We start from the raw sequence: 22,166 nt of genomic DNA on the forward strand, positions 1-22,166 counted from the left end.
CAGAGCTACCTGAGAGTTTTTTTCATTAGATAAAATTCTGATACTACTATCTTACCCCTTAAAAGAAATTGAAATTAATCAAGTTGATTCCTATTTTTACGACCAATTAAAAAACAAATCAAATGAGAAAATTAATTTTTATTCTAGGATCATTTTTAATTCTTTCATGTAACCAGGATAGCAGTAAGCAAAGTGATCAAACTGTTCTTGATGAGGTTACCCAGAGTGCAGATTATCAAAGATACGTTCAAGCCTATAATGAATATGCAGCTTGTAAGCGAGAACGTCCTAAAATCACGGAAGATTACATATCCAATAAAATAGACGACAAGGAATTTAAAAGGAGGATTGAAGTTAATAGTCAGACATGTGCCATTAAGAAGGATATTTTCAATAAATACTATCAATTACTCGAGGCACAATTTGATAAAGAGCTTGTAGTCGCTCACAAAATAATGCCTAATTAAGGTATAACTAACTCTAGAGCATCTAGTGAATCAACTGGATTCTCATTATATATTAAAGTCCAACCTAGCGAATTGCTCAAAACATAGATTTGTGTGAGTTCACTCAACAATCTGTTTTGAGCATTTTTCATAGCATCAGAATTTTGAACCTGGCGTTTAATATCTGCTTTGACACTACGTTGAATTTTATTCAAATCCCTAGCAGTAAATTTATTTAAGATTCCTTCCTCAATATCATAATAGGTTAAATTTGGATCTACCTTAATTTCAGGTTCAGGAATTGATGTAATTCTTATTTCTTTTAGGCTTTCGTTAATTTCAACCTTTAGGCCACTTAAATCATAAGCAATTTGAACTTCTGCATTTGAAATAAGCAAGGCCTTTTTCTTACTGTAAAAAAGGTCCAATCCATACTCTTTAGTATCCTCATAATTAAAAACCTTGGCATAATTAATTTCGGTAACCACCAGTTTACTCACATGATTAATTTGCTCTTGAATTAAAGAGGTTTGCGCGATCAATTGTTCCCTTTCAGAGTTTCTTTGGTTCCAATAATAAAAACACCCAACTAGGATCGATCCCAATAAAACACCTAATACATATTTTCTCATTTCAATTGTACCTTGGGATATAAGGATATCACTTTATCCTTCATTTCTTTTACCATTTCCTCGTGTTTCAATTTATTTTGAGGTTTGTGAGCTTCCAACCTTCTAAATTTCTCAACAATAGACATTTGTTGATCGAGTTTTGTATCTATTACGCTTTCGCGAAAGCGAGACCACACATACTCTATTCCAACTTCATTTAAGTGAATCATATCCGACTTGAAAAATCGATAGTCTCTTAACTCATCAAGGACAATCTCATAAGCTGGGAAATAGGAAACCTCGTTTGATACGTGTTCCAAAACACCTTCATGTAATCGGGATTTACTTCTGGTATTTTCCACCATTCCATCTCGTGTATGACGTACTGGTGAAACAGTATATATAATTTTCACATTTGGATTGTGAGTTTTAGCTACTTGCTCTATCGTGTCAAGTGCCTGATTAATCTCTTGCATGGATAAAAGCAGTTTCTCAAATATATACTGTGGTTGTTTATGACAATTTGCAACTATTTTTTTTGATTCTTTATGCTTGTAAACCCATGCGGTTCCCAGTGTCACAAATAAATGTGAGGTGTTACTAAGCTGTTTTTTAAGTTGTTTTAATTGATGATTTAAATTTTCAAGTAATTGTGTTTCATCCTCGTGATTCATTTGAGAATGAACCTCGTAACAAAAAGGTGTTTCAACATCGGTTGATTGATACCATCTTTTATCTCGTACTCGTTCAAAAATTCTAGCTATACTTACTGGATTAAACAATATACCCATGGGATTTATCAAGGTAGGGAAACCAAAGTAAATACATTTTTCACCAATATTTTGAGCAAAACAACTTCCTATAAATATCAATTGTGAGTCATTATTTATAGGTGTTGATGATGGTTTTATTGTAACTGGTGTAGTAAGCTGCATAATAATCTGTATCTATCAAAAATAGCAATTTTAGTAGCAACAACTTCATTAGGATAAGTAGGTTTCCATTATTTTTGAAACTTGTGAAAATAGCAATCATCATACCAGCCCATAACGAGGCAGACTATATCAAATCAACCCTAATAAGCTTAAAGAATCAATCTCACAAGGCTTCTAAAATCATACTAGTTGATGATAATAGCACTGATGATACCAGCAATATTGCTCATGAATTTTCTGCCGACTTACCCTTAGAAATCTTAACTAACAAATCAAGCAATCAAAATATACCTGGAAGTAAGGTTATACGTGCCTTTGAAAAAGGTTTATCCCGATTAAAATTAGATGAATTTGATGTTGTTTGTAAGTTTGATGCAGATCTTATTTTCCCTGCAAACTACTTGAAAACTCTGGTTTCAACATTTAAATCAAATGAACAAATTGGTATGGTAGGTGGTCATTGCGTTATCCATCAAAAAGGACATTGGATACTTGAAAATCAAAATAATCCAGACCATATACGTGGAGCATTAAAAGCTTATCGAGTTTCTTGTTTCAAGCAAATAAATGGTTTACGACCATCGATTGGATGGGATACTATTGACGAAATGCTAGCGCGATATTATGGCTTTAAGGTTATCACGGTGCCAAACTTACATGTGAAACATCTTAAACCTACTGGTGCAGCTTATAGAAAAGGATCTTGGCAACTTCAAGGTGAAGCATTTTACAAAATGCGTTACGGTTGGTGGTTAACGATGATTACGGCTTTAAAAATGAGTTTAAACAAAAAGAAGTTCTCTTTGTTTTTCTCTTACCTCTCAGGATACCTATCAAGTAAAAAAAACAACCTTGATCCATTAGTAACAGAAGATCAAGGTCGTTTTATACGCCGGTATAGATGGCGTGGAATCAGAAAGAAATTGAGATTTAAAAATTAAAACTCATTCCTATATTAAATACAAACTGATTGTATAATTCTTCGGCTGGAGTAAGATCTTCTGTTTTATACTTAGCAAGAGGAAATCCAGCTTCAGTGTAAAGACCAAATCCATTTGTAAAGAAATAACGTGCACCTACGTGACCGCCAAAATTCTTTGTAGAGAAATGAAGACCTGGATAAAAATCAAAGTTCTCATCAAGGTTTATTACATTTCCAATATTGGCATTAAATCGTAATGCAAGAGTAGATCTCTCATCAAAATCTGCATCTACCGCATCGTCTAGACCAAGTGCATAATTTGCAGCTAGACCTAAAGAAAAGTTCTCTCCTACTCCATAATCATAGGTTACACCTATTCCAGTAGCATTTTCCTGAAAACTAGCACCTACTTGAATTTTTTGATCTCCTTTACCGCGATATGCTTGTGCATAGACAGTAGTTCCTGCGATCAACGCTAAAATTAAAAGTATGTTTTTCATTTTGTTTGTTTTGAATGACAAATATATTAGAGTTCTCGTATTAACTCGTTATTTTTCAAATAAAGCTTCGTTAATTGGAGTTCCTGTACAGCCATTAGGAAAAGCTATACCTAACAGTGTTGAAACTGTAGGTGCTATATCTGTTATAAAAATAGGCCTTGCTGTACGACCGGCATTTATTCCTGCTCCATAAAAAATGCAAGGCACATGTGTATCGTAAGCATGAGCACTTCCATGAGTAGAACCTGTTTTTGAATAAGATATTACCGCATTATCTAGTACGTACATGACATCACCACTACGTTTTTGATGAAATCCTTTTTGTATGAGAGCTGCTGTACCTTCTGTAAAACTACCTTGTGTCATTTCATACCTAGTAAACACTTTTTGTACGTTATCTAATCCCAAAAGATAATCGGCAATGTAACGTTGGATGTACTTATGATCAATATTTATATCATTTAAAACTTTATAATTTAAAAAGACTTGTTCGTTGGATACATTTTCAATGATGGCATCATTACCAAACTCTTTTTTTACATGATCCTTAAGTTTTTCCCTTAATGTTCTAGAATCAAAATAACCTGCTTGTAAGCCTTCATCATGTAAGTATGCTGGTACGTGTACTGCACCGTGATCGGCAGTAAGAAATAAGGTATAATTTCCTACACCTACTTTATCATCTAGTTCTTTCAAAAATCTTGCTATTTCCAGGTCTAGTCGCAAATAAGTATCCATTACCTCGACAGAGTTAACACCATATTGATGTCCTATATAATCTGTACTAGAAAAACTTACTGCAAGAAAATCTGTTACATCATCCTTTCCTAGTTGTTCACCTTCAAGAGCTGCAATAGCAAGATCTGCAACCACAGTATTTCCAAAAGGTGTTGCTTTGAGTAAATCGTAATTTCCGTTTTCTGCTGCTAGTTCTTTTAAATCATAAGGAAACACAGCTTTTTCTTTACCTCTAGGTGGTTTTTCATAATTATTAAGATCGGTACCGCTAGCTTTATAAGTTTCTATTGGATAAAGCGTGTTCCATTCAGTTAAGTATGATTTTGCCTTACCACTATCATTATAGTCTGCTACCCATTGTGGTAACTCTTCTTTGTAAAAGTTACTGGTAATAAATCTAGCCTCATCTTTTCCTTTAAACCAGAATGCAGCATCGGCTAGATGACCTGCAGGTAAAATAGCTCCACGGTCCTTAATGCTTATTCCAATAACCTTGGCACGATCTTGTGTATGTAGTTTCAATTCGTCGGTAACGGTTGATGTCAACAAACGTTCAGGTGACATTTTACCGTCTTCTCCATTAGTTCCAATAGAAACACGATTATTATCATAAACGTTGTAGATGGACTGTTTTGCTACCTTATCGTACCAATTGTTTCCAATTATTCCATGATTTGCAGGTGTTGTACCCGTATAAATACTTGCATGACCTGGAGCCGTATAGGTAGGTACATAATTAAAATGATGATTAACGGCATTAAATCCATTATTCATAAGACGCTTAAAACCATCATCTCCATAGTAATCATAAAATTTAGTGAGATAATCGTACCTCATTTGATCTACAACGATTCCAACTACTAATTTAGGTTGTTGAATTCCTGTAGATGATGTTGACGATACTTGGTTTGCATCACGCTTTCGCGAAAGCGTACTACAACCTATAACCAGTGTTAATAATACTAAAAGAACTGATTGTCGTTTCATTTTTATCATTTTGCGCAAAGGTACAAAGTGAATTTTCCATTAAGTTTAAGAAGGCATTAAATCACAAGGTTATTTTTTTAGCTACTTTTACCAACGCATGAGATTTTTAAGGCATATAGGTACATACATGATGATGCTTTTAGGTGTTTTTAAAAGACCTACCAAAGCTATCGTTCTTAAAGAATTGATTTTAAAGGAAATAGATGATCTAGTAATAGGATCCATAGGTATAACCGCCTTTATTTCTTTATTTATGGGTGCGGTTGTAGCATTACAAACAGCGCTCAATCTAGACAATCCTTTAATTCCTAAATCATTGATTGGATTTGCCACGAGGCAATCAATAATCCTAGAATTTGCGCCTACATTTATTAGTGTAATTATGGCTGGTAAAGTAGGTTCTTATATTACATCGAGTATAGGAACCATGCGAGTTACTGAGCAAATTGATGCCCTTGAGGTGATGGGAATTAACCCTTTGAATTATTTGATATTTCCTAAAATTGTAGCGCTTGCATTCTATCCATTTTTAATTGCTATTATCATGTTTATAGGAATTTTTGGTGGGTTTTTAGCCAGCGTTTATGGTAATCTAGTTAGTCTAGAAGAATTTGTAGTTGGTTTACAGGATACATTTATACCGTGGCATGTTGCCTATGCTTTTATAAAAACAATCGTTTTTGGGTTTTTGCTCGCAACCATTCCTAGCTATCATGGTTATTATATGAAAGGAGGCGCACTAGAAGTTGGGAAAGCAAGTACGACAAGTTTTGTATGGACCTGCGTCTCGATTATAATTGCAAATTATTTACTCACTCAATTATTATTGACATGATAGAAGTTAAAGGTTTAAAAAAAGGCTTCAATGGTGAGGAAATTCTTAAAGGAATAGATGCTACTTTCCTTAAGGGAAAGACCAATATGATAATAGGTGCCAGTGGTTCGGGAAAGTCGGTTTTCCTTAAAAATATGCTGGGTTTATTTGAGCCTGATGCTGGTGAGATTATTTACGATGGCGAGCGTTTAGGAGAGATGGAAATTGAGCGTAAAAGCGATTTACGTAAAGAAATGGGTATGCTATTTCAACATAGTGCACTATTTGATAGCATGACGGTAGAAGAGAATGTTATGTTCCCGCTGCGCATGTTTACTAAAATGAAAAAGAACGAACGACAAGAGCGAGCAAATGAAATTTTGGAACGTGTAAATCTTCCTGGACTTAATAAAAAAATGCCTAGTGAAATTTCTGGTGGTCAGCAAAAACGTGTTGCACTTGCCAGAGCTGTTGTTAATTATCCTAGATACTTGTTTTGCGATGAACCCAATAGTGGTTTGGATCCAAAAACAGCAACAATAATCGATAATTTAATACAGGAAATCACTCATGAACGTGATATCACTACAGTGATTATTTCCCACGACATGAATTCCGTAATGGAAATAGGTGAAACTATTGTGTTTTTAAAAGATGGGCTTATTGCTTGGGAAGGAACGAATAAAGAAATATTTAAGACCGATAACAAAGCTGTAACCGACTTTGTATATAGTTCTGAGCTATTTAAAAAGGTACGTATCGCTCAAAACGAAGGACTTTAAAGAAGTTTTTCAATCTCATAATCAAATTTATCTAGTGTGTATTGCCTAGACCAGTTTGCCGCATTGTTAGACATTTCATCAAGTTTATTAGTACGATTTAAATACTCTTTAATAATTTCACTTGCGTTGGATAACTCTTTGATTAAAATTCCTCTTGTTTGATTATCATCACCTGTTAACATCCAAGGCACGCAACTTACAGCTGTCGCAATTGGAATACAACCCCAAAACATAGGTTCGGCAACGGCTTTGGGCCATCCTTCACTACGCGATAATAAAAATGCAAAATGTGCTTTTTTATACGCCTGAGTAACGGATGACAATGGTTGGTTTCCATGTAAGTGAATAAATGGATTCAGTTTATTTTTTTTGACATAATCATTCAAAGATTCAAAAAGCGGTCCATTACCATAAATATCCAAGGTGACTGGCACACCTTCATTTCTTAAGTCTTCTACGATTTGGACAACTTTTAAAGGCCTTTTGTTTTCACTAAGCGTGCCAACAAATAAAGCATTCAATTCACCGGTATAACCCCTTTTAACAATAGGTTCTTTATCTTTTTCATAATAAGATGCTGTGAAAAAAGGCTTTATATTTTTGGTTTGATTGACATAGTTCCCATACGCTAAAACCGTAATATTTTTACTTAAAAAGGTGTTGGATAATATTAGTTTCTGCCATCTATAAGCCATAGGTTGTCGTGCTTGAGGATCCCAATTTCCGGCATATTTCACTGTTTTCTTTTTTCTAGGAAAGAGTATTTGAACAAGACATGAAAGTAGTGCCAGATTACCAGGACAACGCAAGTGAATATGGTCTGCTTTCGCGAAAGCGAAACACAAAACCACCAACTGGTATGGCATAGTAAGAAGACTTACAACAGCCATACTTATCCTGTGGAATTCCAACCGACGCAAGCTAGTTACTTGAATATCCTGAAGATCAAATGGCTGTGTAAGAAGAGGTTTATTATATCGAGTAGGTGCGATGATTTGCACCTCATCTACTTTACTGAACCATAAATTCATCTCCTTGACGTAGGGTGCATAAGCTACTAGCTTACCATCATTCCTTAAATGGTGAGCATCTGATATAACTAGAAATCTCATAGTTTTCTAGCAACTATATACAAAGTTGAACCGTGATAGTTACCAACTAACGACTTAAGAGATGAAATAATATAATTTAGGCTTTTGTTGAAATAAGGAAATTTCTTTTCTTTCAATCTAAGAATTTCAAAACCGTTTCTAGTTAAAGTATTTGATAGGCTTTCCTTCGTGAAAAAATTCAAATGAATAGGTGGTCCACTTTGGAATAATTCGTCTTCAGGTGTTTTAAAATTCTTGCGCTTATTGTAGTTAGGAACTGAAGCAATAAACAAACCACCTTTATTCAATTTATCATTAACTAAAGTAAATAGTTCTTCTATTTCTTGTATGTGCTCTAGAACTTCCCACATCATTACTATGTCAAAAGCACCATCTATTGCGCTCATCATTCTAAAATCTCCGTTTTGAGAGTTAACACCTAATTGTACCGCTTTCAAATGAGATTGCTCATCAATTTCAATACCTGTATAACGAGATATTTTTGCAATGTTAGTTAAATAATAACCAACTAAACCAATTCCTGATCCAATTTCTAATACTTTACTTGATTTTTTTACATATCGGTTTATTATTGTTTTTCTATTATAACCCAACCTAACGACTCCCGAATTAATCTGATTAAACTCTGTGATTGAGTGTTTTTTGTATTGAGGGTTTTCATAGTTATAAAGTTTATCATAACATGCTTTGAAATCTTCTAAACCGTATTGAAAATCACAAAAAACCAATTCGCAAGAAGTACACTTTACCAGATTATACTTCTCGTTTACCCTGTACACTGAACTACTGCACACCTTACATTTTTTATATCTGTTTTTCATGGGAAGAAAGAATGATTAGTAATTGCTATACGATTTTGATCATTTATTTTTTGAAAGAAATTATTTACTATACTTCTACTGTTTAATGAATTAACACTGTGACCTACTTTATGTGATTTTGAATTGAAATAGGCTCTTGATCCATTCCCCATATCTAAACCATAAATTTCAAGTTCTTTTTTGCTGCAATATGCAATGACAAAAGCTAAAACAGTAAGTACAAAACCAGAATTAACACCATAAAAGGAGAAGTTAAATTCATTTTTAAGGAGAAGAGAAATTTCTTTAAACAACTGATGATTCGTACTCTTGTTTTCTTCGTTACTAAGTAATAGTTCAGGGTAGTCGCGTTGATATTTAGATAAAAACTTTTTAAACCTAATTAAAGACGGGTTTAACAAGTTCTTGGGAGTTGCATAGTACCAAGACAGCATTGCTACGATCCCTTTATGCTTATGACAAGTTTTCATATACTTTTCTAGGTAATAACTATCGTTTACCGAATATATACATGGATGATTTTTAATTAATTCAATTGATGCATTAGTAGAAAAATACAAGGTGCGATTTTCAAGTATTAAATTACTAGATGAAGGACCACTAGAAACCGCTACAATTTTATCGTAGTCATTAATGTTTATTAAATCTAATAATTCTTGGATTGTTAAAACCTCAAGAAATTCAGTTCTAGTCTTAATTGACTTAGGAAACCTTTTGAACCTATAAAAAGCATATTCGTAATTCCGTTTGTTTAAAATTGAGCTCAATTTCATTTTTATCTTCTAGTAAACAAGATTAACCAACCAACTAATCTTCCTAAGACCTCAGTTAGTGATTCTTTGCGTTTATTGGTGGTAAATATATTGAGAATCCTAATTAAAATAAGAATAAGCGTAATGCTATGCCACTTCAATTTATTTTTAAAACTTGGATTAGGATATTTTGTACGCCATACAAACCATCCATTACGAACCACCATTTTACCATATTTGTAATGATTAGGTCTACCATCAGGTGCATGAAAGTGCTGACAGGTTGCTAGTGTATTCACATACAAGCTACCTTCATTGCTCAATCGCAAGGTATACTCGGCATCTTCGTACAATCCATAGCCTTCAAAAAAAGTTGAAAATTTATGAGCATCTACAATTTGTTTAGGGTAACTAGCTACACCACCCATAAATAAATCTACTTTATAGGTTTTTCCGGATGGTGGTAAAAACCCTATTGATCTACCGTGACCAAATGGTGGATAAGTGCCTGGCTGTGTATGATGATCCAGACCTAACTTTTTACGTAGCTTATACCTACTACTTTCTTTTCTTACGTAACCATCAAAATTATAGAAATCTGGTCCATTACTGTTTTCATTTTGAAGTTGCCATGCTACCTCATTAGTTATGTAGCCACCTACTCCAAGAGCATTAGGATACTCTTGATACGTTGATGCTAACTGTTTGAAGTATTGATTATCCAATACAACATCATCATCTAAAAATGCAACAACATCTATATCTTGAGAAACTCGATCAATACCAAAATTACGTTGTTTGGTCAAACCACGATCTTCATTTCCTACCTTAAAATATTCTAATCCATTAAGAGAAAATGTTTTTAGTTCATTTAAGGAATCATCGTTCAAACTTCCATCTACAATTATTACTTGAGACGGAAGTAATGTTTGAGATCGTACACTGTGTAACAACCTCATCAAAGGCTGTGGTCGCATGTAGGTACAAACAATTAGAGCAAATTTCATACGTCAATTTGATTTTTTACGTGGTAAAAGAAATTATGCCTCACTAAATAATTTTCAAACAGTTTACGATTATTCTGCTGTAGTTCTATAAAACGTTCCTCTGAGCATGAATCATGAAATTGAACTAATTTATTAATTATACTCTCATCCTTTTTTATAACACATACATGATTGGACCAATTAATCTCGTTTTCTAGTGGTAGCACATTATTAGTTTCAATCAAAACAGGGATTCTTCCTAAAGCTAATGCTTCGTAAAATCTTACGGAAAAATTTCCTGCTCCTCTCATGCAAAAGGCATAAGGTGAGTTGTTCAAGTTATCAAAAAACTCTTGAGTGGTTTGTTGCCTTTCCTGTTCTGAGGTCGCTCCTGCCCTATATCGATCTCTATAAATGAATCGAGTCGCAATTTGTTGATCTCTCTCTAACGCCTTGAGTTTGAGAAATCTTTGTTTTGCAGCATTAAAGAATATAGGCCTATCAGAATTGAGTGATCTAAATGATGTCATCAAGTTTTTTAAATAGCTTAAGTTGTATCTAAAACGTTCCTTCCTACTATGCGTGGCAAATCCAGTAAATGAAATTTCAGGTTTTTCCTTCTTTGCAATCCATTTTAATTGTCTAACATGGATTCCAATGGGATCTGCTATAAAACTAGGTATGATTATGGTGTCTTTTTGATTAGTATTTCGATATCCTGAATTACGCCAAGTTACTATATAATCCTTGCTAAATGTTTTACCATAATCACCACCTGTATAAACGTGAAGCTTCTTACCGTTTGAAATAGCTAAATGGTTCAAAAACTTCCAAGACTGCTGTTCTTCCTTCGTATTTATTCTTAAATAATCGATAGGAAAGACAATTATATCTGCCTTTTCTATGGTGTTCACCAGTTGATAGTATTTGTGTACTATTGGATGCGTATGCTCAAAATAATGCAAGTCAAAAAGTAAGGGATGAACCTTGCCTCTATTTTTAGTTGACAGGATCTCAACATCGGTAAAAACGCTAATCATAAACTATTTGCATACTTTTTACTTGATTCCCATGCTTTATTAAAGAGTCTATTATGTCTCCAAGGCAAAAACGACCCTAGTTTCCCATAATTTTTAAACCATTGCACCAATTTATAACCTTTCAATTGATTTTCAGAATAGTTTTTCTTTCTAAAATACATGATATGAGGAGATGGTTTGGGCTGAATGTTATCAGTTGACCAGGGAAAAATACGTTTCTCTCTAAATCCACCTACAGGCGCTTTTAAGTGTAGAATTTGAATTTGTGGTGCATAAATCACGTCATATCCTGCTCTCCTAATTTGCATTCCAAAATCTACATCTTCGCCGTACCCATGTTCAAGAGCTTTGTCAAATTTACATCGGTCAACTATTTCTCGATGAACTAAGGAACAACCAGAACCAAAATAGGGCCATTGTTTAACGGTTTGCTGTGTTTCTTTTTCTCCTTTTTGCAGGCACGCGACGGTGATCGCTTTTACTTTAGTACTTATTAACGTGTGTTGCAATTGTGCCATAAAATCTACTGGTACGCGCACATCGTCATCAAATAGTAAAATCCAGTCTGCAGTGGTTTTACCCAATGAAATGTTCCTAGCATTACAGGCACCCGTTTGATGTGTAAATAAGTGTTTGATGGTAAAAGACCAGTCATCAAAGATATAATCTAATTCAGAATTACTTTCAGGATCAGCATTTTGCTCTACAATGATTACTTGATTAGGTTTGATTTCTTGGTTTGATAAGTCCGTTAGCACATCAAATAAGTATTGCTTACGACCCATAGTCGGGATGACCACATCGTAGTTGATTGCCTCCTTTTTTTGTGAAGGTTCTATTTGCTGTATGGCTAATAGATCGACTTTTTTATCTTGTTGTTTTTTGAATAAAGCTTTCGCGAAAGCGTACACAGGAAAACGTTTTTCATACCTAACATGACAAAGAAATAAGAAGGGAACCCAGCGCTTTTTTTGTGTTTGCGCAACGAAACGATAAGCAAGTTGGGTAGACGCTATCACGTCTTTTTTATTCAATTTTGCATAGCAAAACACACCTTGTTTCTGTATCACACGAGCTAGTAAGTTGATATCGTACTCAAAATTTTGGGTAGATGGTAATGCTTGTATCTCGTTTAAAATACTAGCGTGGGTCATCCCTTGATCTGCACTCATGATCCATGTAGGATACCATTCATTGGGGCTATAATTGATAAACGGACTATCCTCTATGTAATCGATAACACTACAGATGAAAGCTGGAGCAGCACCAGCACTGAGCATGGTGTAGTTGTTTTGCGCTTGCGAGGTAAATTCTTCCCAAATGGGATTCTCTGCTGTAGACCAGCCTATCCATTGATCAGGAAAAGCCTGTGCTAGCTTAAAAAGAGATGACAGTTGGTTTTTGCCCAAAGTAATACTATCAGCCTTTTTTACATCGATGAAATGAACCGTATTTGTGAGGAGATGCAAGTAGACCATCAGCTATGTGTACGATCTATTATATGTTGATAATAACTCAGATTCTCTTTAGCTATTTTATCTATATCAAACCTTTGCTCGACTGTTGCTCTTGCGTGTAAAGCTATATTTTTGACTAATTCCTCGTCATCAAACAGTGAGCTAACAGATGAAACATACTTATCTATCTCATCTGGATGATGCATATAGCCGTCTTTTTCATGGGTGATTAAATCTTGCGCCCATCCTATGTTTGTATTCACAACTGCTTTATGCAATGCCATACTTTCAATAGTTACCATGCCTAATGTTTCGGCTAGGGATGGGAATACACAAACATGAGCTTTTTTGATGAGCTCTTGCACTTGGTTGTATGGGACTTTGCCTAGATAGGTTACTTGTTTTCTTGCCCGTTCTGTAAAGGTTTGTTCTACCAGTTTCCAGGTAGATAGTGATCCTGTTTGCACATCTGGACTATCAGACCCAACCAACGTAAGCGTGGCTGCAGGATAGTTTTCTACCACTTTATTAAACGCTTGAGCGAGTTGGAATAATCCTTTTTTACGTATTACGGTTCCTATGTTTAACAGATTGTACTGTTGATAAGCCGTAGGATCCTCATTATAAAATAAGTCTAGTTCTAAACCGTAAGGTATAATTTTTAGTTTATCCTTTTTAAGACCGAATAGCTTTAGTGATGTCTCTCCTGCGTAATGTGTAGGAGCGATATAAGCGTTTGCCTTTACAACAGCATTTTTTTCAAAAAACCGATTTTTCCACTTTTGCGATCTACCTTCTATGTGACAGAAGTAAGTGTCGCTACCGTGAAATCGTATGACGAGTGGTTTATCTAGCTTCATAAATGCGGTGATGCCTGTCCAGTCAGGTGCTTCTATAATATCAACATCTATTAGGTTTTTATTCACATACTGCTCGATATGCTTACGGTAACTATAAAAACCACCTAATTTATAGTTGCGGTATTTAATTTTATGAAAAGTAACACCTTCATCTTCAAAAACTAGGTCCTCGTCTTGCCCATAAACAAAAACTCTCACTTTATGACCTAAACGAACGAGTGCAACAACAAGGTTTTTAATACTTGTCCCCATACCACCAGCATGCGCAGTACGCTCATGAGGATATTCTGGTGTTAAGTAGGCGATGTGCATTATAAATTTAACTTTTTGATAAGCAATTTTGTAAAAGCTGCTGCTCCTTCTGCATTTAAGTGTCCGCAATCCGCAAAAAAATGAGTTTTCTCATCAAAAGCATCCATCAAATTTAATGATTCAGGATAATGTTTATTTAAAGACTTCATGAAATCTTTACGGTTTGTATCCTTGGAACAGTAAGGGGCTGTAAACAATACTAATTTATTTTCAGTATTTTTTTTCATCTCTATTAATTCTTCATTAGGTTGACTTATAAAGTCAGGTAGTTCTCCAAAAGTTCTCTGTGAATTACCATATCTAGGAACAAATCCGTTTGCCAATTTTACGTTACTTTTTCTATTTATTAATGTAGCAGTAAGCTCTCTAATACCAATGACTTTATCTTGCTTAGCATATCCGTAAAAAGGTATGTTATATAATCTTGAAAGATTTAAAATCCCTTTTAGTTCTTTATTCCCTGATTTCTTTACCAATGGATATGCTTGAGCTCTTGTAGACTTCTCAAGGCCATAATAGTTTGAAGTGTAATCTAGTTGATAGAATATTTTACTGTATTTAACATCATAATTATTTAGTAGTAATATCATCAACAGACCATCACCTAGTTTTGCACCTTGTTTGCCTAAGTTTAAACAACTCTTCCCTGTTATTTGTTGAATTAAATCACAATCTATGTGATTTTCTACTCTTGAACTCCCTATAAAAATATAGTCTATTTTTTTGTCACCTAATTTAGTGACATACTGTAGTTTGTTTCTAGCATCTCCGTTATAATATACATAAGTATAAAAATTATCTAATACGTACATAGCAAACACAGTAAAGGCAATAATTATAACGATGTATTTAAAAAATTAAACATTAAAATTGAAAGTAAATAAAGTCTTGATGATCAGAATAAACCCCTAAAGTTAAAAGCATTAGTATTACAATAAAAATTTTGAACCACTTCCACGTACCCATGAAAGGGTGCTCATGAGTTCTGTTTATCCATTCTATCAAAACGACTATCAGAACTAATAAAAGTAATTCGAAATTATATCTATCAATGTTTAAGAATTCAATACCCCAAGAAAAGTCTAATACAAGCCTTTTTAAATACTTAAATGCAATAGTCACATTGTCAGCCCTGAAGAACACCCATGCAATTGATACTACTATAAACGTAAAGGTCATTTGAAATAATTCTTTAAAACTGGGTATTAACTTTGAAATACTCACTTGATCTAAATTTTTTCTATTAAATCCTAATAATAAAACAGGCAGAAAAAGTATAGCATGAATCCCACCCCATACCAGGAATGTCCAGTTAGCTCCATGCCAAAACCCACTTACTAGAAAAACAATAAATACATTTCGCACTGTCGTTATCATGCTAGACCTACTTCCTCCTAATGGAATATATAAGTAATCTCTGAACCATGTAGATAGAGAAATATGCCATCTACGCCAAAACTCAGCTATATCTCTTGAAAAATATGGGTAATTAAAATTACGCATAAGATTAAAACCGAATAATCTAGCGGTTCCTATTGCTATATTTGAGTATCCCGCAAAATCCCCATAGATTTGAAATGCAAAATATATTGCTCCTAGTAATAAACTAAAACTATTTACCTTTTCGTAATTCTCAAAAATGGAATCTACATATATAGCACAACTATCAGCTATTACAATCTTTTGAAATAAACCCCAAATAATAAGGTTTAGACCAGCTATAGCTTCATCATTATTAAATTTTTTAATTTGTGAAAACTGTGGTAATAAATTTGTAGCGCGTTCTATAGGTCCTGCAACTAGTTGAGGGAAAAATGACACATAAGTTGCAAAATTAACAAACGATCTTGATGCCCGTAAATCACCTCTGTATACATCTATAGTGTAACTCAGGGTCTGAAAAGTGTAAAAAGATATACCAACAGGAAGAATGATATTTAGTGAACCAACATTAGATCGAAATCCGACTTGTGCCATAATGTCAACCCAGCTCTCAATAAAAAAATTGTAATATTTGAAAAAACCAAGCAATCCCAAGTTTATACAAATGCTAATAATTAACAAACACTTTTTTATATGCTGTGGTTTTTGACGTTCAATAACGTGAGAGATCACATAATCCGCGATCGTACTGAAAGCTATTAATGCTAGAAATCTATAATCCCACCAGCCATAAAACACATAGCTCGCTATTAATAATATTAGGTTTTGAATATTTAATTGCGATTTAAACATCCAAAAAAGTGCAAAAACTAATGGTAAAAATACTAGGTATTCTAAGGAGTTAAATAACAAAGGGAATCTTTTATTGTGTTCGCTATTTTATTCGAAATTAAGGTTGCTCCTTTTTCGTTCAAATGGAATGTATCATAAAAATATAGTGAATCATCAGAAATTGCATCGTCACTTAAATCAATAAAATGCACTTTATCGTTTTGCTCAACATATTTATTTATTAATTGAATAACCTCATTTCGTAAATCTACAGTAGTATTCAATCTAATTCTGTGTTCTGGTAACCACACAAGAAATACAATCGTATTTTTTGAGTTTAATTCCTTTACAAAATCCAGCGTATTTGTAATACCTTCATCCATATCCTTATTAAAACTTTGGTAATAATGAGTTTTAAAACGTTCAATATTATACCTATCTATTGCAAATTTTTTTGAGATAGCCGTATAACCATTTATGTTTTTAACATAATCAAATGAATCAAAACAATAATATCTCAATATTTTTAATGGTATTCTTGTTCGACTAGCATATTTGAGTAGTCCTAACTCTTTCAATGAAAATTTATTATAAAGATTCTCCTGTATGTTGTAATTTTCAAGTACAGGCAAGATGCTTTCTTTATTTGGTAAATTACTTGTCGGATAAAAGTGTGCCAGATCAATATTTTGAATTACAATATCTGGTTTTTTATTGTTTTCCCTATATATATTATATTTTGCTCGTTGCAAATTATAACCTCCTGCATTATATGAGCAATTAAAAGTTTTAAATTGAAGATTATTTTCAATTATTTTAGTATTATAACCAACTTGCCCACGAGAACTACCTAGAATCAGTATATCTGCATTAATTTTTTCATTTACAATGTCATTCCAGTGGCTGTAAGAACTATAGTCTATATTTACTAACAATCCATCTACCAATTTACCTAGTAAAATATTCAAGATTAATGTCGATAACGCGATAAAAAAGCAATGTTTTAAAAATTTAATCAAAGCCTATTATTTTATTTATCCCATCCCAAATTCGCTCACTTGCTAATTCTGGTTGATTAGGATGATTAATAACGCCGTACCATTTTTTACAATCCTGCACGGGATTTACCACATTTTCAAGTAAATGCTTGATTCCAGTCTCAATATCTGCTTTTTTATGAGCCCAAACTACAGCCGTATCAGGCATCGTTCTAAAATGAACATATTTGTAATTTTGTCCGATATCGCGTATACTTTTTTTAAGTTCTGGTTGCTCATAGTTGGGGTAAATGGTCGGTTTATCATGTATGACAAAATCAAAGACCATACTGCTGCAAATATTAACTACCAATTCACAGTGTCTGCAAGTATTTACCAATAGTGCAAAATCATCCTTGGTAGGCATCATTTGATTCCAAGAATTACCCATTGGTTTCCATAAAGGTTTTATAGTGGTAATAACATCAACATGTTCTTTCAAAACCTCATCGTATCTATTAGAATCATCTACTGGTACTGGTCTAAATATTATTCCCAAGTTATAACCACGAGCGTTGAGATTTTTAACAGCGATAGCAGTATCCCTTAAATAAAGATGATCCAGTGGCGAAGTGGTAGTATCATCACCAGAAAAACAAATGTATTCCTTGTTTTTATCTAAATTATGCTCGCTCAAAAACTGTTCGCGAGAAATATAGAGTTCTTCACTATAATGTGGCTCAAATTGAGGTGTTCCAGTCACATAAACTTGATTACTTTTTATTTTTGGATAGTAGTGTAGCAACTGCTCCTTCATCAATTCTGACCATACAAAATAATAATCAGTCTCAATAGTAGACATCCCTTTAGGTAAGTTATCCCAACTGTAAACCCAGCACGCTGTAGGTATTCCTAGATCTTGAGCTGCTAGTACCGGTGCTATTCCTTGAGTAGCACGTTGAGTCGTACAAAAAACTAAGTCTGGTTTGTGTTTCTTGAGCTGTTCTTTTAATACCTTATAGCGATCTGTACTCCTTTCAGCCTCATACATTTTATTTATCAGGTTTTCCCAACCCGAATCAGTAGATGAAAAAATTTCATGGAACTTTACAAAGCTACTTTTGATACAATTCTTAAGGTTATTCCATTTTAAAGGAAATCTATAAGTTGGATACACATCATCGTTATCACGCTTTCGCGAAAGCGCTAACTCTACCCTTTTCCTTGCGTGATTAATTACTGGAGTTTTAGGGTGAATTTTGGTACTAGGAATGTTGATTTGTGCAAATCCAAATTCCTTTTCAAGATCAAAAACTGAATTGTTCCAATAGGTAATGTCATAACCTAATTTATCACCAATATTTTTGAAATTTGTGAAGGCAAAATTGCGTAATCCAACGCCGTCAGGAAATAAGATCCAAACCTTTTTTGACATTTTACTTTCTATATTTCAGTTTATCACGTTGAACTTGTTCAATAGGCAATATATCTTGTGATTTATGAGTCAATGCCTTGTGTACAGCTCTTAAATCTCTCGCTAATTTACGCAAACCATTAGGCTCTAATGAGGCACTGTGATCTGTACCTTTCCAGGTGCGATCCAGTGTATAGTGACGTTCTACTATGGGAGCACCTAATGTATAGGCAGCAACATCGGCAGCTATGCCTAAATGATGGCCAGAGAATCCAATTTGTTTGATCCTGCTTTGATATTTTTCTCTAAGTGTAGTAATATCCAACAAACAAATGTCTTCAAAAGGTACTGGATATCCACTAGTACAATTGTATAGTACGAGATCTTGGGCACGACCTTTACGCTCAAAGAATTGCACTAGTTGTTCTATTTCATCGGGTGTTGTCATTCCTGTAGAACAGTGTATTTCACCCTTATAATGATCACACAACCATTCTAGCATTTCAAAATGATTATTACAAGCACTTGGAATCTTTATAAACTCAGGATTCAACGAGGCTATTTCTTGTGCGCTACTTGTATCCCAAACACTAGTACTGTAAGTAATTCCCATTTCCTCACAGTAATCCATCAATTCCTGGTGCTGCTGCACGTTGAATTCTAGATATTCTCTATGTGCTCCATAGGTATCACCATAACTATTGATAGGATTGGGATGTGGTGCGTTATATTGCTCTTCAGTTAATAATTCTTTATTATTTCTTTTTTGAAACTTAACTGCATCGGCTTTACAAAAAATTGCAGCAACTTTTATAAGTTCCTTGGCGATTTCCATATCACCTTTATGATTACATCCAATCTCTGCAATTACATAGGGTTTGTGATAGTTCATTAGGAGAAAATTAACTATCGCAAGGTAAGGAAATGTGATTATTTAGAAAGTATATTTCTCAAATTGAGTTAAGTTTTTGGTTATTTGAGTTGGTCTGTAGTTGTATGATATTCATAAACCTCTAAATCAAAGAATTTTACCGACGCAAGAACGTGATCAAAAATATCTCCCATTATATATTCATAATTGACCCATCGTTGATCTTTACTGAAACAATATATTTCTAATGGTATTCCATGTGGTGTTTGTTCTAATTGTCTGACCATATAAGTCATGTCTTTATGAATCGCCGAGTGGTTTTCAATATAAGTTTGTAGGTACTTTCTAAATACACCAAAATTGGTCATGTTACGGCCGTTAATTAATGCCTCTTTATTGATTTGATTTTGTTCATTGTGTGTATTAATGATTTCGTCCCTTTGTTCCAGATAATCCGTAATTAACTGAATATCCTTTAATTTTTGAATTTCTATAGGAGTTAAAAACTTAATTGTTGACGCTTTAATAATTACAGATCGCTTAATCCTTCTTCCTCCAGATGCTGTCATTCCTCTCCAGTTTTTAAATGAATCTGAAATCAAGGCATAGGTAGGAATAGTGGTAATAGTTTTATCCCAATTTTGAACTTTTACTGTAGCTAGGGTAATTTCTATTACATCACCATCTGCACCGTATTTTTCAAAGGTTATCCAATCGCCTATACGCACCATGTCGTTCACAGTAACTTGAATACTGGCAACAAATCCTAAAATACTATCTCTAAATACCAAAATTATAATTGCCGATGCCGCACCTAGTCCGGTTATGAACTTCCAAAAAGAAACTCCCGTTATTGTTGCAAAAATGGAGAAAATCGCAAGCAACCAGGCCACGATCATAAAAACCTGTATGTAGCTATAGATAGGCTTATTTTTATAACGATCAATAGTTTTAAGGTAATTCCTTATGGATAACAAAAAGCTTTTAATGATGTATAGACTAAGTAAGATACCTAGTATTCTAATTGATTTTTCAGCTAGATTGGACACATAGTCAAAATCTGTAAAAATATAAGGGACAGCTTCATAAACTAGAAGTAACGGCACTATATGAGCTGCATAGGTAGGTAACTTGTTATCGATTAAAATATCATCAAAGTTTGTTTTAGTCCTAGTAGCAACTACATTGGATATTCTCCTAAAAATTAAGGTAAATATGAAGTCAAGTATTAAGGCTACAACAAGTAACAGAAGCAGAAGTGCCAGCATATTTAAATAACTCGCAACTTGAGGTGTAAATCCACTTTCAATAAGAAAATCATAGATAATGTGCTTCATAACTTACGTTTAATAATCACACAAAAATAGGAGTACTACGCTAGACAGCCTTTGTATTTAGAATAACATTAAAGGTAATCTTGAGTCTGGATAAAACTGAACCTTTTTAAGTTCATTAAAACCGGTTATTGTATCTCATGATGAATTCGCATACCTCACGTATAGCACCCGATGCACTATCGTTGGATAAAGTAACATCAGCGTGTGATTTGACTTCTCTAGTTGCATTGTGAGGTGTAAAAGACCATCCTGCTGCACAAATGTTTGCCAGATCATTTACATCATCACCTACATAGGCAATATTTGAAAAAGCAATTCCTTTATCGCTGGCGATTCTAGATAAAAGACTGTATTTATCCTTGACGCCTAAATACGTATTTTCAATTTTAAGTTTTTTCATCCTACTTGCGACTATGTCTGAATCTTCTGAAGTCATCACCATGACCTCAACTTCGTTTTGTCTTAAAATTTCTAATCCCATACCATCTCTCATGTCAAATTTTTTCATGAGTTCTCCCTGACTATCGTAATAAACGCAGCCATCAGTAAACACGCCATCAACATCTAGTACTAGGTGTGTTATAGGTTGGGTTTGTTTGTTTTGTTTTAGCTTTCGCGAAAGCAGTAATTCTACAACATCCCAATCGGACTTACTATCAATTTCGGTTAAAGAATCCTCGTGCATATGAACTAAACCTATTTCACCAGAAACACGATTTTTAGTCTCAAACCACTTCTCTTTTACAGTCACATATACAGCCCCATTTTCAATCAACAGCCCTTCAAAATCCTGACGTCTAGGTCTATTAAACACATCATAATTTTGAGGCTCACCATTTGAACTCCAGATAAAACGATGTGTATTCACCACTGTCATAGCGCTGTGCTTGCCGTTTTTAATTTCTTGTAAACAAGCGTTGATATCTACGGCAGTGGTAAAAGGAGATGTAGCTTGTAGCAGACATATAATATCAAAATCAGGATCTTCATCCCTAATAAAATCGATCATCGCACTTTCTGTACTGGCAGTATCCGTGGCGTTTGAGCTTAGGCGTTTGACTGCTTTTATTTTATCTGTCCAGTGGTATTCTCGTTTAACAAAGTCTAAGATATCCGAATCATCAGTATACACATAAACCTCATCTAATTGAGAAGCTATTGCAGCTCCTAAGGACCAACAGAATAATGGCCTACCTAACATTTTCTTTTTGTTTTTTCCAGGTATTCCTTTTGATCCTGCTCTTAGTGGGATAAAGCCTATGGTTTTCATTTTCATTT

General features: G+C 34.0%; 22 protein-coding genes. 4 read left to right on the top strand and 18 right to left on the bottom strand.

Annotated features, from left to right (window positions below):
• Positions 1 to 122 precede the first annotated feature (122 nt).
• Positions 123 to 467: a hypothetical protein gene (locus BST93_RS12410; protein WP_105019413.1), complete on the top strand. Its 345-nt coding sequence runs from the start codon at positions 123 to 125 to the stop codon at positions 465 to 467.
• On the opposite strand, the gene BST93_RS12415 is transcribed toward BST93_RS12410, so the two are convergent.
• Both BST93_RS12415 and BST93_RS12420 read right to left on the bottom strand, forming a co-directional pair.
• Complete coding sequence (locus BST93_RS12415; RefSeq protein ID WP_105019414.1) at positions 464 to 1,078, bottom strand: DUF4230 domain-containing protein; 615 nt, start codon at positions 1,076 to 1,078, stop codon at positions 464 to 466. The genes BST93_RS12410 and BST93_RS12415 overlap by 4 nt on opposite strands.
• Positions 1,075 to 1,992, bottom strand: a complete 918-nt coding sequence (locus BST93_RS12420; protein ID WP_105019415.1) for a GSCFA domain-containing protein — start codon at positions 1,990 to 1,992, stop codon at positions 1,075 to 1,077. Before BST93_RS12420 ends, BST93_RS12415 begins: the two co-directional genes overlap by 4 nt.
• 83 nt (positions 1,993 to 2,075) lie before the next feature.
• Here BST93_RS12420 and BST93_RS12425 point away from each other — a divergent pair, with 83 nt between their 5' ends.
• A complete protein-coding gene (locus BST93_RS12425) occupies positions 2,076 to 2,933 on the top strand; it encodes a glycosyltransferase family 2 protein (RefSeq protein ID WP_105019416.1) in 858 nt (285 codons plus the stop codon).
• Here the strand turns inward: BST93_RS12425 and BST93_RS12430 are convergent.
• Positions 2,923 to 3,414, bottom strand: a complete 492-nt coding sequence (locus BST93_RS12430) for a DUF6646 family protein (RefSeq protein WP_042277798.1) — start codon at positions 3,412 to 3,414, stop codon at positions 2,923 to 2,925. The genes BST93_RS12425 and BST93_RS12430 overlap by 11 nt on opposite strands.
• Before the next feature lie 48 nt (positions 3,415 to 3,462).
• The gene (pafA, locus tag BST93_RS12435) at positions 3,463 to 5,139 is read right to left on the bottom strand and encodes an alkaline phosphatase PafA (RefSeq protein WP_105019617.1); all 1,677 of its coding nucleotides are present in this window, start codon (positions 5,137 to 5,139) and stop codon (positions 3,463 to 3,465) included.
• Between the two features lie 97 nt (positions 5,140 to 5,236).
• Here pafA and BST93_RS12440 point away from each other — a divergent pair, with 97 nt between their 5' ends.
• Positions 5,237 to 5,974 carry an MlaE family ABC transporter permease gene (locus tag BST93_RS12440; RefSeq protein ID WP_042277797.1) on the top strand — a complete coding sequence of 246 codons (738 nt, stop codon included), beginning with the start codon at positions 5,237 to 5,239 and terminating at the stop codon, positions 5,972 to 5,974.
• The gene (locus BST93_RS12445) at positions 5,971 to 6,735 is read left to right on the top strand and encodes an ABC transporter ATP-binding protein (RefSeq protein ID WP_060524318.1); all 765 of its coding nucleotides are present in this window, start codon (positions 5,971 to 5,973) and stop codon (positions 6,733 to 6,735) included. The genes BST93_RS12440 and BST93_RS12445 overlap by 4 nt, the downstream gene beginning before the upstream one ends.
• Here the strand turns inward: BST93_RS12445 and BST93_RS12450 are convergent.
• The 14 genes from BST93_RS12450 to BST93_RS12515 all read right to left on the bottom strand — a co-directional run bounded on the left by BST93_RS12450 (position 6,732) and on the right by BST93_RS12515 (position 22,158).
• Complete coding sequence (locus tag BST93_RS12450; RefSeq protein WP_105019417.1) at positions 6,732 to 7,847, bottom strand: glycosyltransferase; 1,116 nt, start codon at positions 7,845 to 7,847, stop codon at positions 6,732 to 6,734. The genes BST93_RS12445 and BST93_RS12450 overlap by 4 nt on opposite strands.
• Positions 7,844 to 8,668, bottom strand: coding sequence for a class I SAM-dependent methyltransferase (locus BST93_RS12455; protein WP_105019418.1), 825 nt, complete (start codon positions 8,666 to 8,668; stop codon positions 7,844 to 7,846). The genes BST93_RS12450 and BST93_RS12455 overlap by 4 nt, the downstream gene beginning before the upstream one ends.
• Positions 8,665 to 9,441 (bottom strand): hypothetical protein, encoded by a 777-nt coding sequence (locus BST93_RS12460; protein ID WP_105019419.1) that lies wholly within the window; start codon positions 9,439 to 9,441, stop codon positions 8,665 to 8,667. Before BST93_RS12460 ends, BST93_RS12455 begins: the two co-directional genes overlap by 4 nt.
• 2 nt (positions 9,442 to 9,443) lie before the next feature.
• Positions 9,444 to 10,427, bottom strand: coding sequence for a glycosyltransferase family 2 protein (locus BST93_RS12465; protein ID WP_105019420.1), 984 nt, complete (start codon positions 10,425 to 10,427; stop codon positions 9,444 to 9,446).
• Positions 10,424 to 11,446, bottom strand: coding sequence for an exostosin domain-containing protein (locus BST93_RS12470; protein ID WP_052510298.1), 1,023 nt, complete (start codon positions 11,444 to 11,446; stop codon positions 10,424 to 10,426). Before BST93_RS12470 ends, BST93_RS12465 begins: the two co-directional genes overlap by 4 nt.
• Entirely contained in the window at positions 11,443 to 12,924 is a 1,482-nt protein-coding gene (locus BST93_RS12475) for a glycosyltransferase family 2 protein (RefSeq protein ID WP_105019421.1), read from the bottom strand. Before BST93_RS12475 ends, BST93_RS12470 begins: the two co-directional genes overlap by 4 nt.
• Positions 12,924 to 14,075, bottom strand: coding sequence for a glycosyltransferase family 4 protein (locus BST93_RS12480; RefSeq protein WP_105019422.1), 1,152 nt, complete (start codon positions 14,073 to 14,075; stop codon positions 12,924 to 12,926). Before BST93_RS12480 ends, BST93_RS12475 begins: the two co-directional genes overlap by 1 nt.
• Positions 14,075 to 14,887: a hypothetical protein gene (locus BST93_RS12485; RefSeq protein ID WP_105019423.1), complete on the bottom strand. Its 813-nt coding sequence runs from the start codon at positions 14,885 to 14,887 to the stop codon at positions 14,075 to 14,077. The genes BST93_RS12480 and BST93_RS12485 overlap by 1 nt, the downstream gene beginning before the upstream one ends.
• Positions 14,888 to 14,939: 52 nt before the next feature.
• Positions 14,940 to 16,370: an MBOAT family O-acyltransferase gene (locus BST93_RS12490; RefSeq protein WP_105019424.1), complete on the bottom strand. Its 1,431-nt coding sequence runs from the start codon at positions 16,368 to 16,370 to the stop codon at positions 14,940 to 14,942.
• Complete coding sequence (locus BST93_RS12495) at positions 16,352 to 17,308, bottom strand: SGNH/GDSL hydrolase family protein (RefSeq protein ID WP_146105029.1); 957 nt, start codon at positions 17,306 to 17,308, stop codon at positions 16,352 to 16,354. The genes BST93_RS12490 and BST93_RS12495 overlap by 19 nt, the downstream gene beginning before the upstream one ends.
• Entirely contained in the window at positions 17,301 to 18,701 is a 1,401-nt protein-coding gene (locus BST93_RS12500) for a glycosyltransferase family protein (RefSeq protein WP_105019426.1), read from the bottom strand. The genes BST93_RS12495 and BST93_RS12500 overlap by 8 nt, the downstream gene beginning before the upstream one ends.
• A 1-nt stretch (position 18,702) precedes the next feature.
• The gene (locus BST93_RS12505) at positions 18,703 to 19,572 is read right to left on the bottom strand and encodes an N-acetylneuraminate synthase family protein (protein ID WP_105019427.1); all 870 of its coding nucleotides are present in this window, start codon (positions 19,570 to 19,572) and stop codon (positions 18,703 to 18,705) included.
• Positions 19,573 to 19,652: 80 nt separating this feature from the next.
• The gene (locus BST93_RS12510) at positions 19,653 to 20,888 is read right to left on the bottom strand and encodes a mechanosensitive ion channel family protein (protein ID WP_105019428.1); all 1,236 of its coding nucleotides are present in this window, start codon (positions 20,886 to 20,888) and stop codon (positions 19,653 to 19,655) included.
• Positions 20,889 to 21,003: 115 nt separating this feature from the next.
• The gene (locus BST93_RS12515) at positions 21,004 to 22,158 is read right to left on the bottom strand and encodes an acylneuraminate cytidylyltransferase (protein WP_105019618.1); all 1,155 of its coding nucleotides are present in this window, start codon (positions 22,156 to 22,158) and stop codon (positions 21,004 to 21,006) included.
• Between the last annotated feature and the right edge of the window lie 8 nt (positions 22,159 to 22,166).

The organism is Nonlabens tegetincola, assembly GCF_002954355.1.
GTDB classification, from domain to species: Bacteria; Bacteroidota; Bacteroidia; order Flavobacteriales; family Flavobacteriaceae; genus Nonlabens; species Nonlabens tegetincola.

Excerpts from the sequence above, each read along its gene's own strand:
- BST93_RS12410 (WP_105019413.1), top strand. The coding sequence starts at position 123 with ATGAGAAAATTAATTTTTATTCTAGGATCATTTTTAATTCTTTCATGT.
- BST93_RS12415 (WP_105019414.1), bottom strand. The coding sequence starts at position 1,078 with ATGAGAAAATATGTATTAGGTGTTTTATTGGGATCGATCCTAGTTGGG.
- BST93_RS12420 (WP_105019415.1), bottom strand. The coding sequence starts at position 1,992 with ATGCAGCTTACTACACCAGTTACAATAAAACCATCATCAACACCTATA.
- BST93_RS12430 (WP_042277798.1), bottom strand. The coding sequence starts at position 3,414 with ATGAAAAACATACTTTTAATTTTAGCGTTGATCGCAGGAACTACTGTC.
- pafA (WP_105019617.1), bottom strand. The coding sequence starts at position 5,139 with ATGAAACGACAATCAGTTCTTTTAGTATTATTAACACTGGTTATAGGT.
- BST93_RS12440 (WP_042277797.1), top strand. The coding sequence starts at position 5,237 with ATGAGATTTTTAAGGCATATAGGTACATACATGATGATGCTTTTAGGT.
- BST93_RS12445 (WP_060524318.1), top strand. The coding sequence starts at position 5,971 with ATGATAGAAGTTAAAGGTTTAAAAAAAGGCTTCAATGGTGAGGAAATT.
- BST93_RS12450 (WP_105019417.1), bottom strand. The coding sequence starts at position 7,847 with ATGAGATTTCTAGTTATATCAGATGCTCACCATTTAAGGAATGATGGT.
- BST93_RS12455 (WP_105019418.1), bottom strand. The coding sequence starts at position 8,668 with ATGAAAAACAGATATAAAAAATGTAAGGTGTGCAGTAGTTCAGTGTAC.
- BST93_RS12460 (WP_105019419.1), bottom strand. The coding sequence starts at position 9,441 with ATGAAATTGAGCTCAATTTTAAACAAACGGAATTACGAATATGCTTTT.
- BST93_RS12465 (WP_105019420.1), bottom strand. The coding sequence starts at position 10,427 with ATGAAATTTGCTCTAATTGTTTGTACCTACATGCGACCACAGCCTTTG.
- BST93_RS12470 (WP_052510298.1), bottom strand. The coding sequence starts at position 11,446 with ATGATTAGCGTTTTTACCGATGTTGAGATCCTGTCAACTAAAAATAGA.
- BST93_RS12475 (WP_105019421.1), bottom strand. The coding sequence starts at position 12,924 with ATGGTCTACTTGCATCTCCTCACAAATACGGTTCATTTCATCGATGTA.
- BST93_RS12480 (WP_105019422.1), bottom strand. The coding sequence starts at position 14,075 with ATGCACATCGCCTACTTAACACCAGAATATCCTCATGAGCGTACTGCG.
- BST93_RS12485 (WP_105019423.1), bottom strand. The coding sequence starts at position 14,887 with ATGTACGTATTAGATAATTTTTATACTTATGTATATTATAACGGAGAT.
- BST93_RS12500 (WP_105019426.1), bottom strand. The coding sequence starts at position 18,701 with ATGTCAAAAAAGGTTTGGATCTTATTTCCTGACGGCGTTGGATTACGC.
- BST93_RS12505 (WP_105019427.1), bottom strand. The coding sequence starts at position 19,572 with ATGAACTATCACAAACCCTATGTAATTGCAGAGATTGGATGTAATCAT.
- BST93_RS12510 (WP_105019428.1), bottom strand. The coding sequence starts at position 20,888 with ATGAAGCACATTATCTATGATTTTCTTATTGAAAGTGGATTTACACCT.
- BST93_RS12515 (WP_105019618.1), bottom strand. The coding sequence starts at position 22,158 with ATGAAAACCATAGGCTTTATCCCACTAAGAGCAGGATCAAAAGGAATA.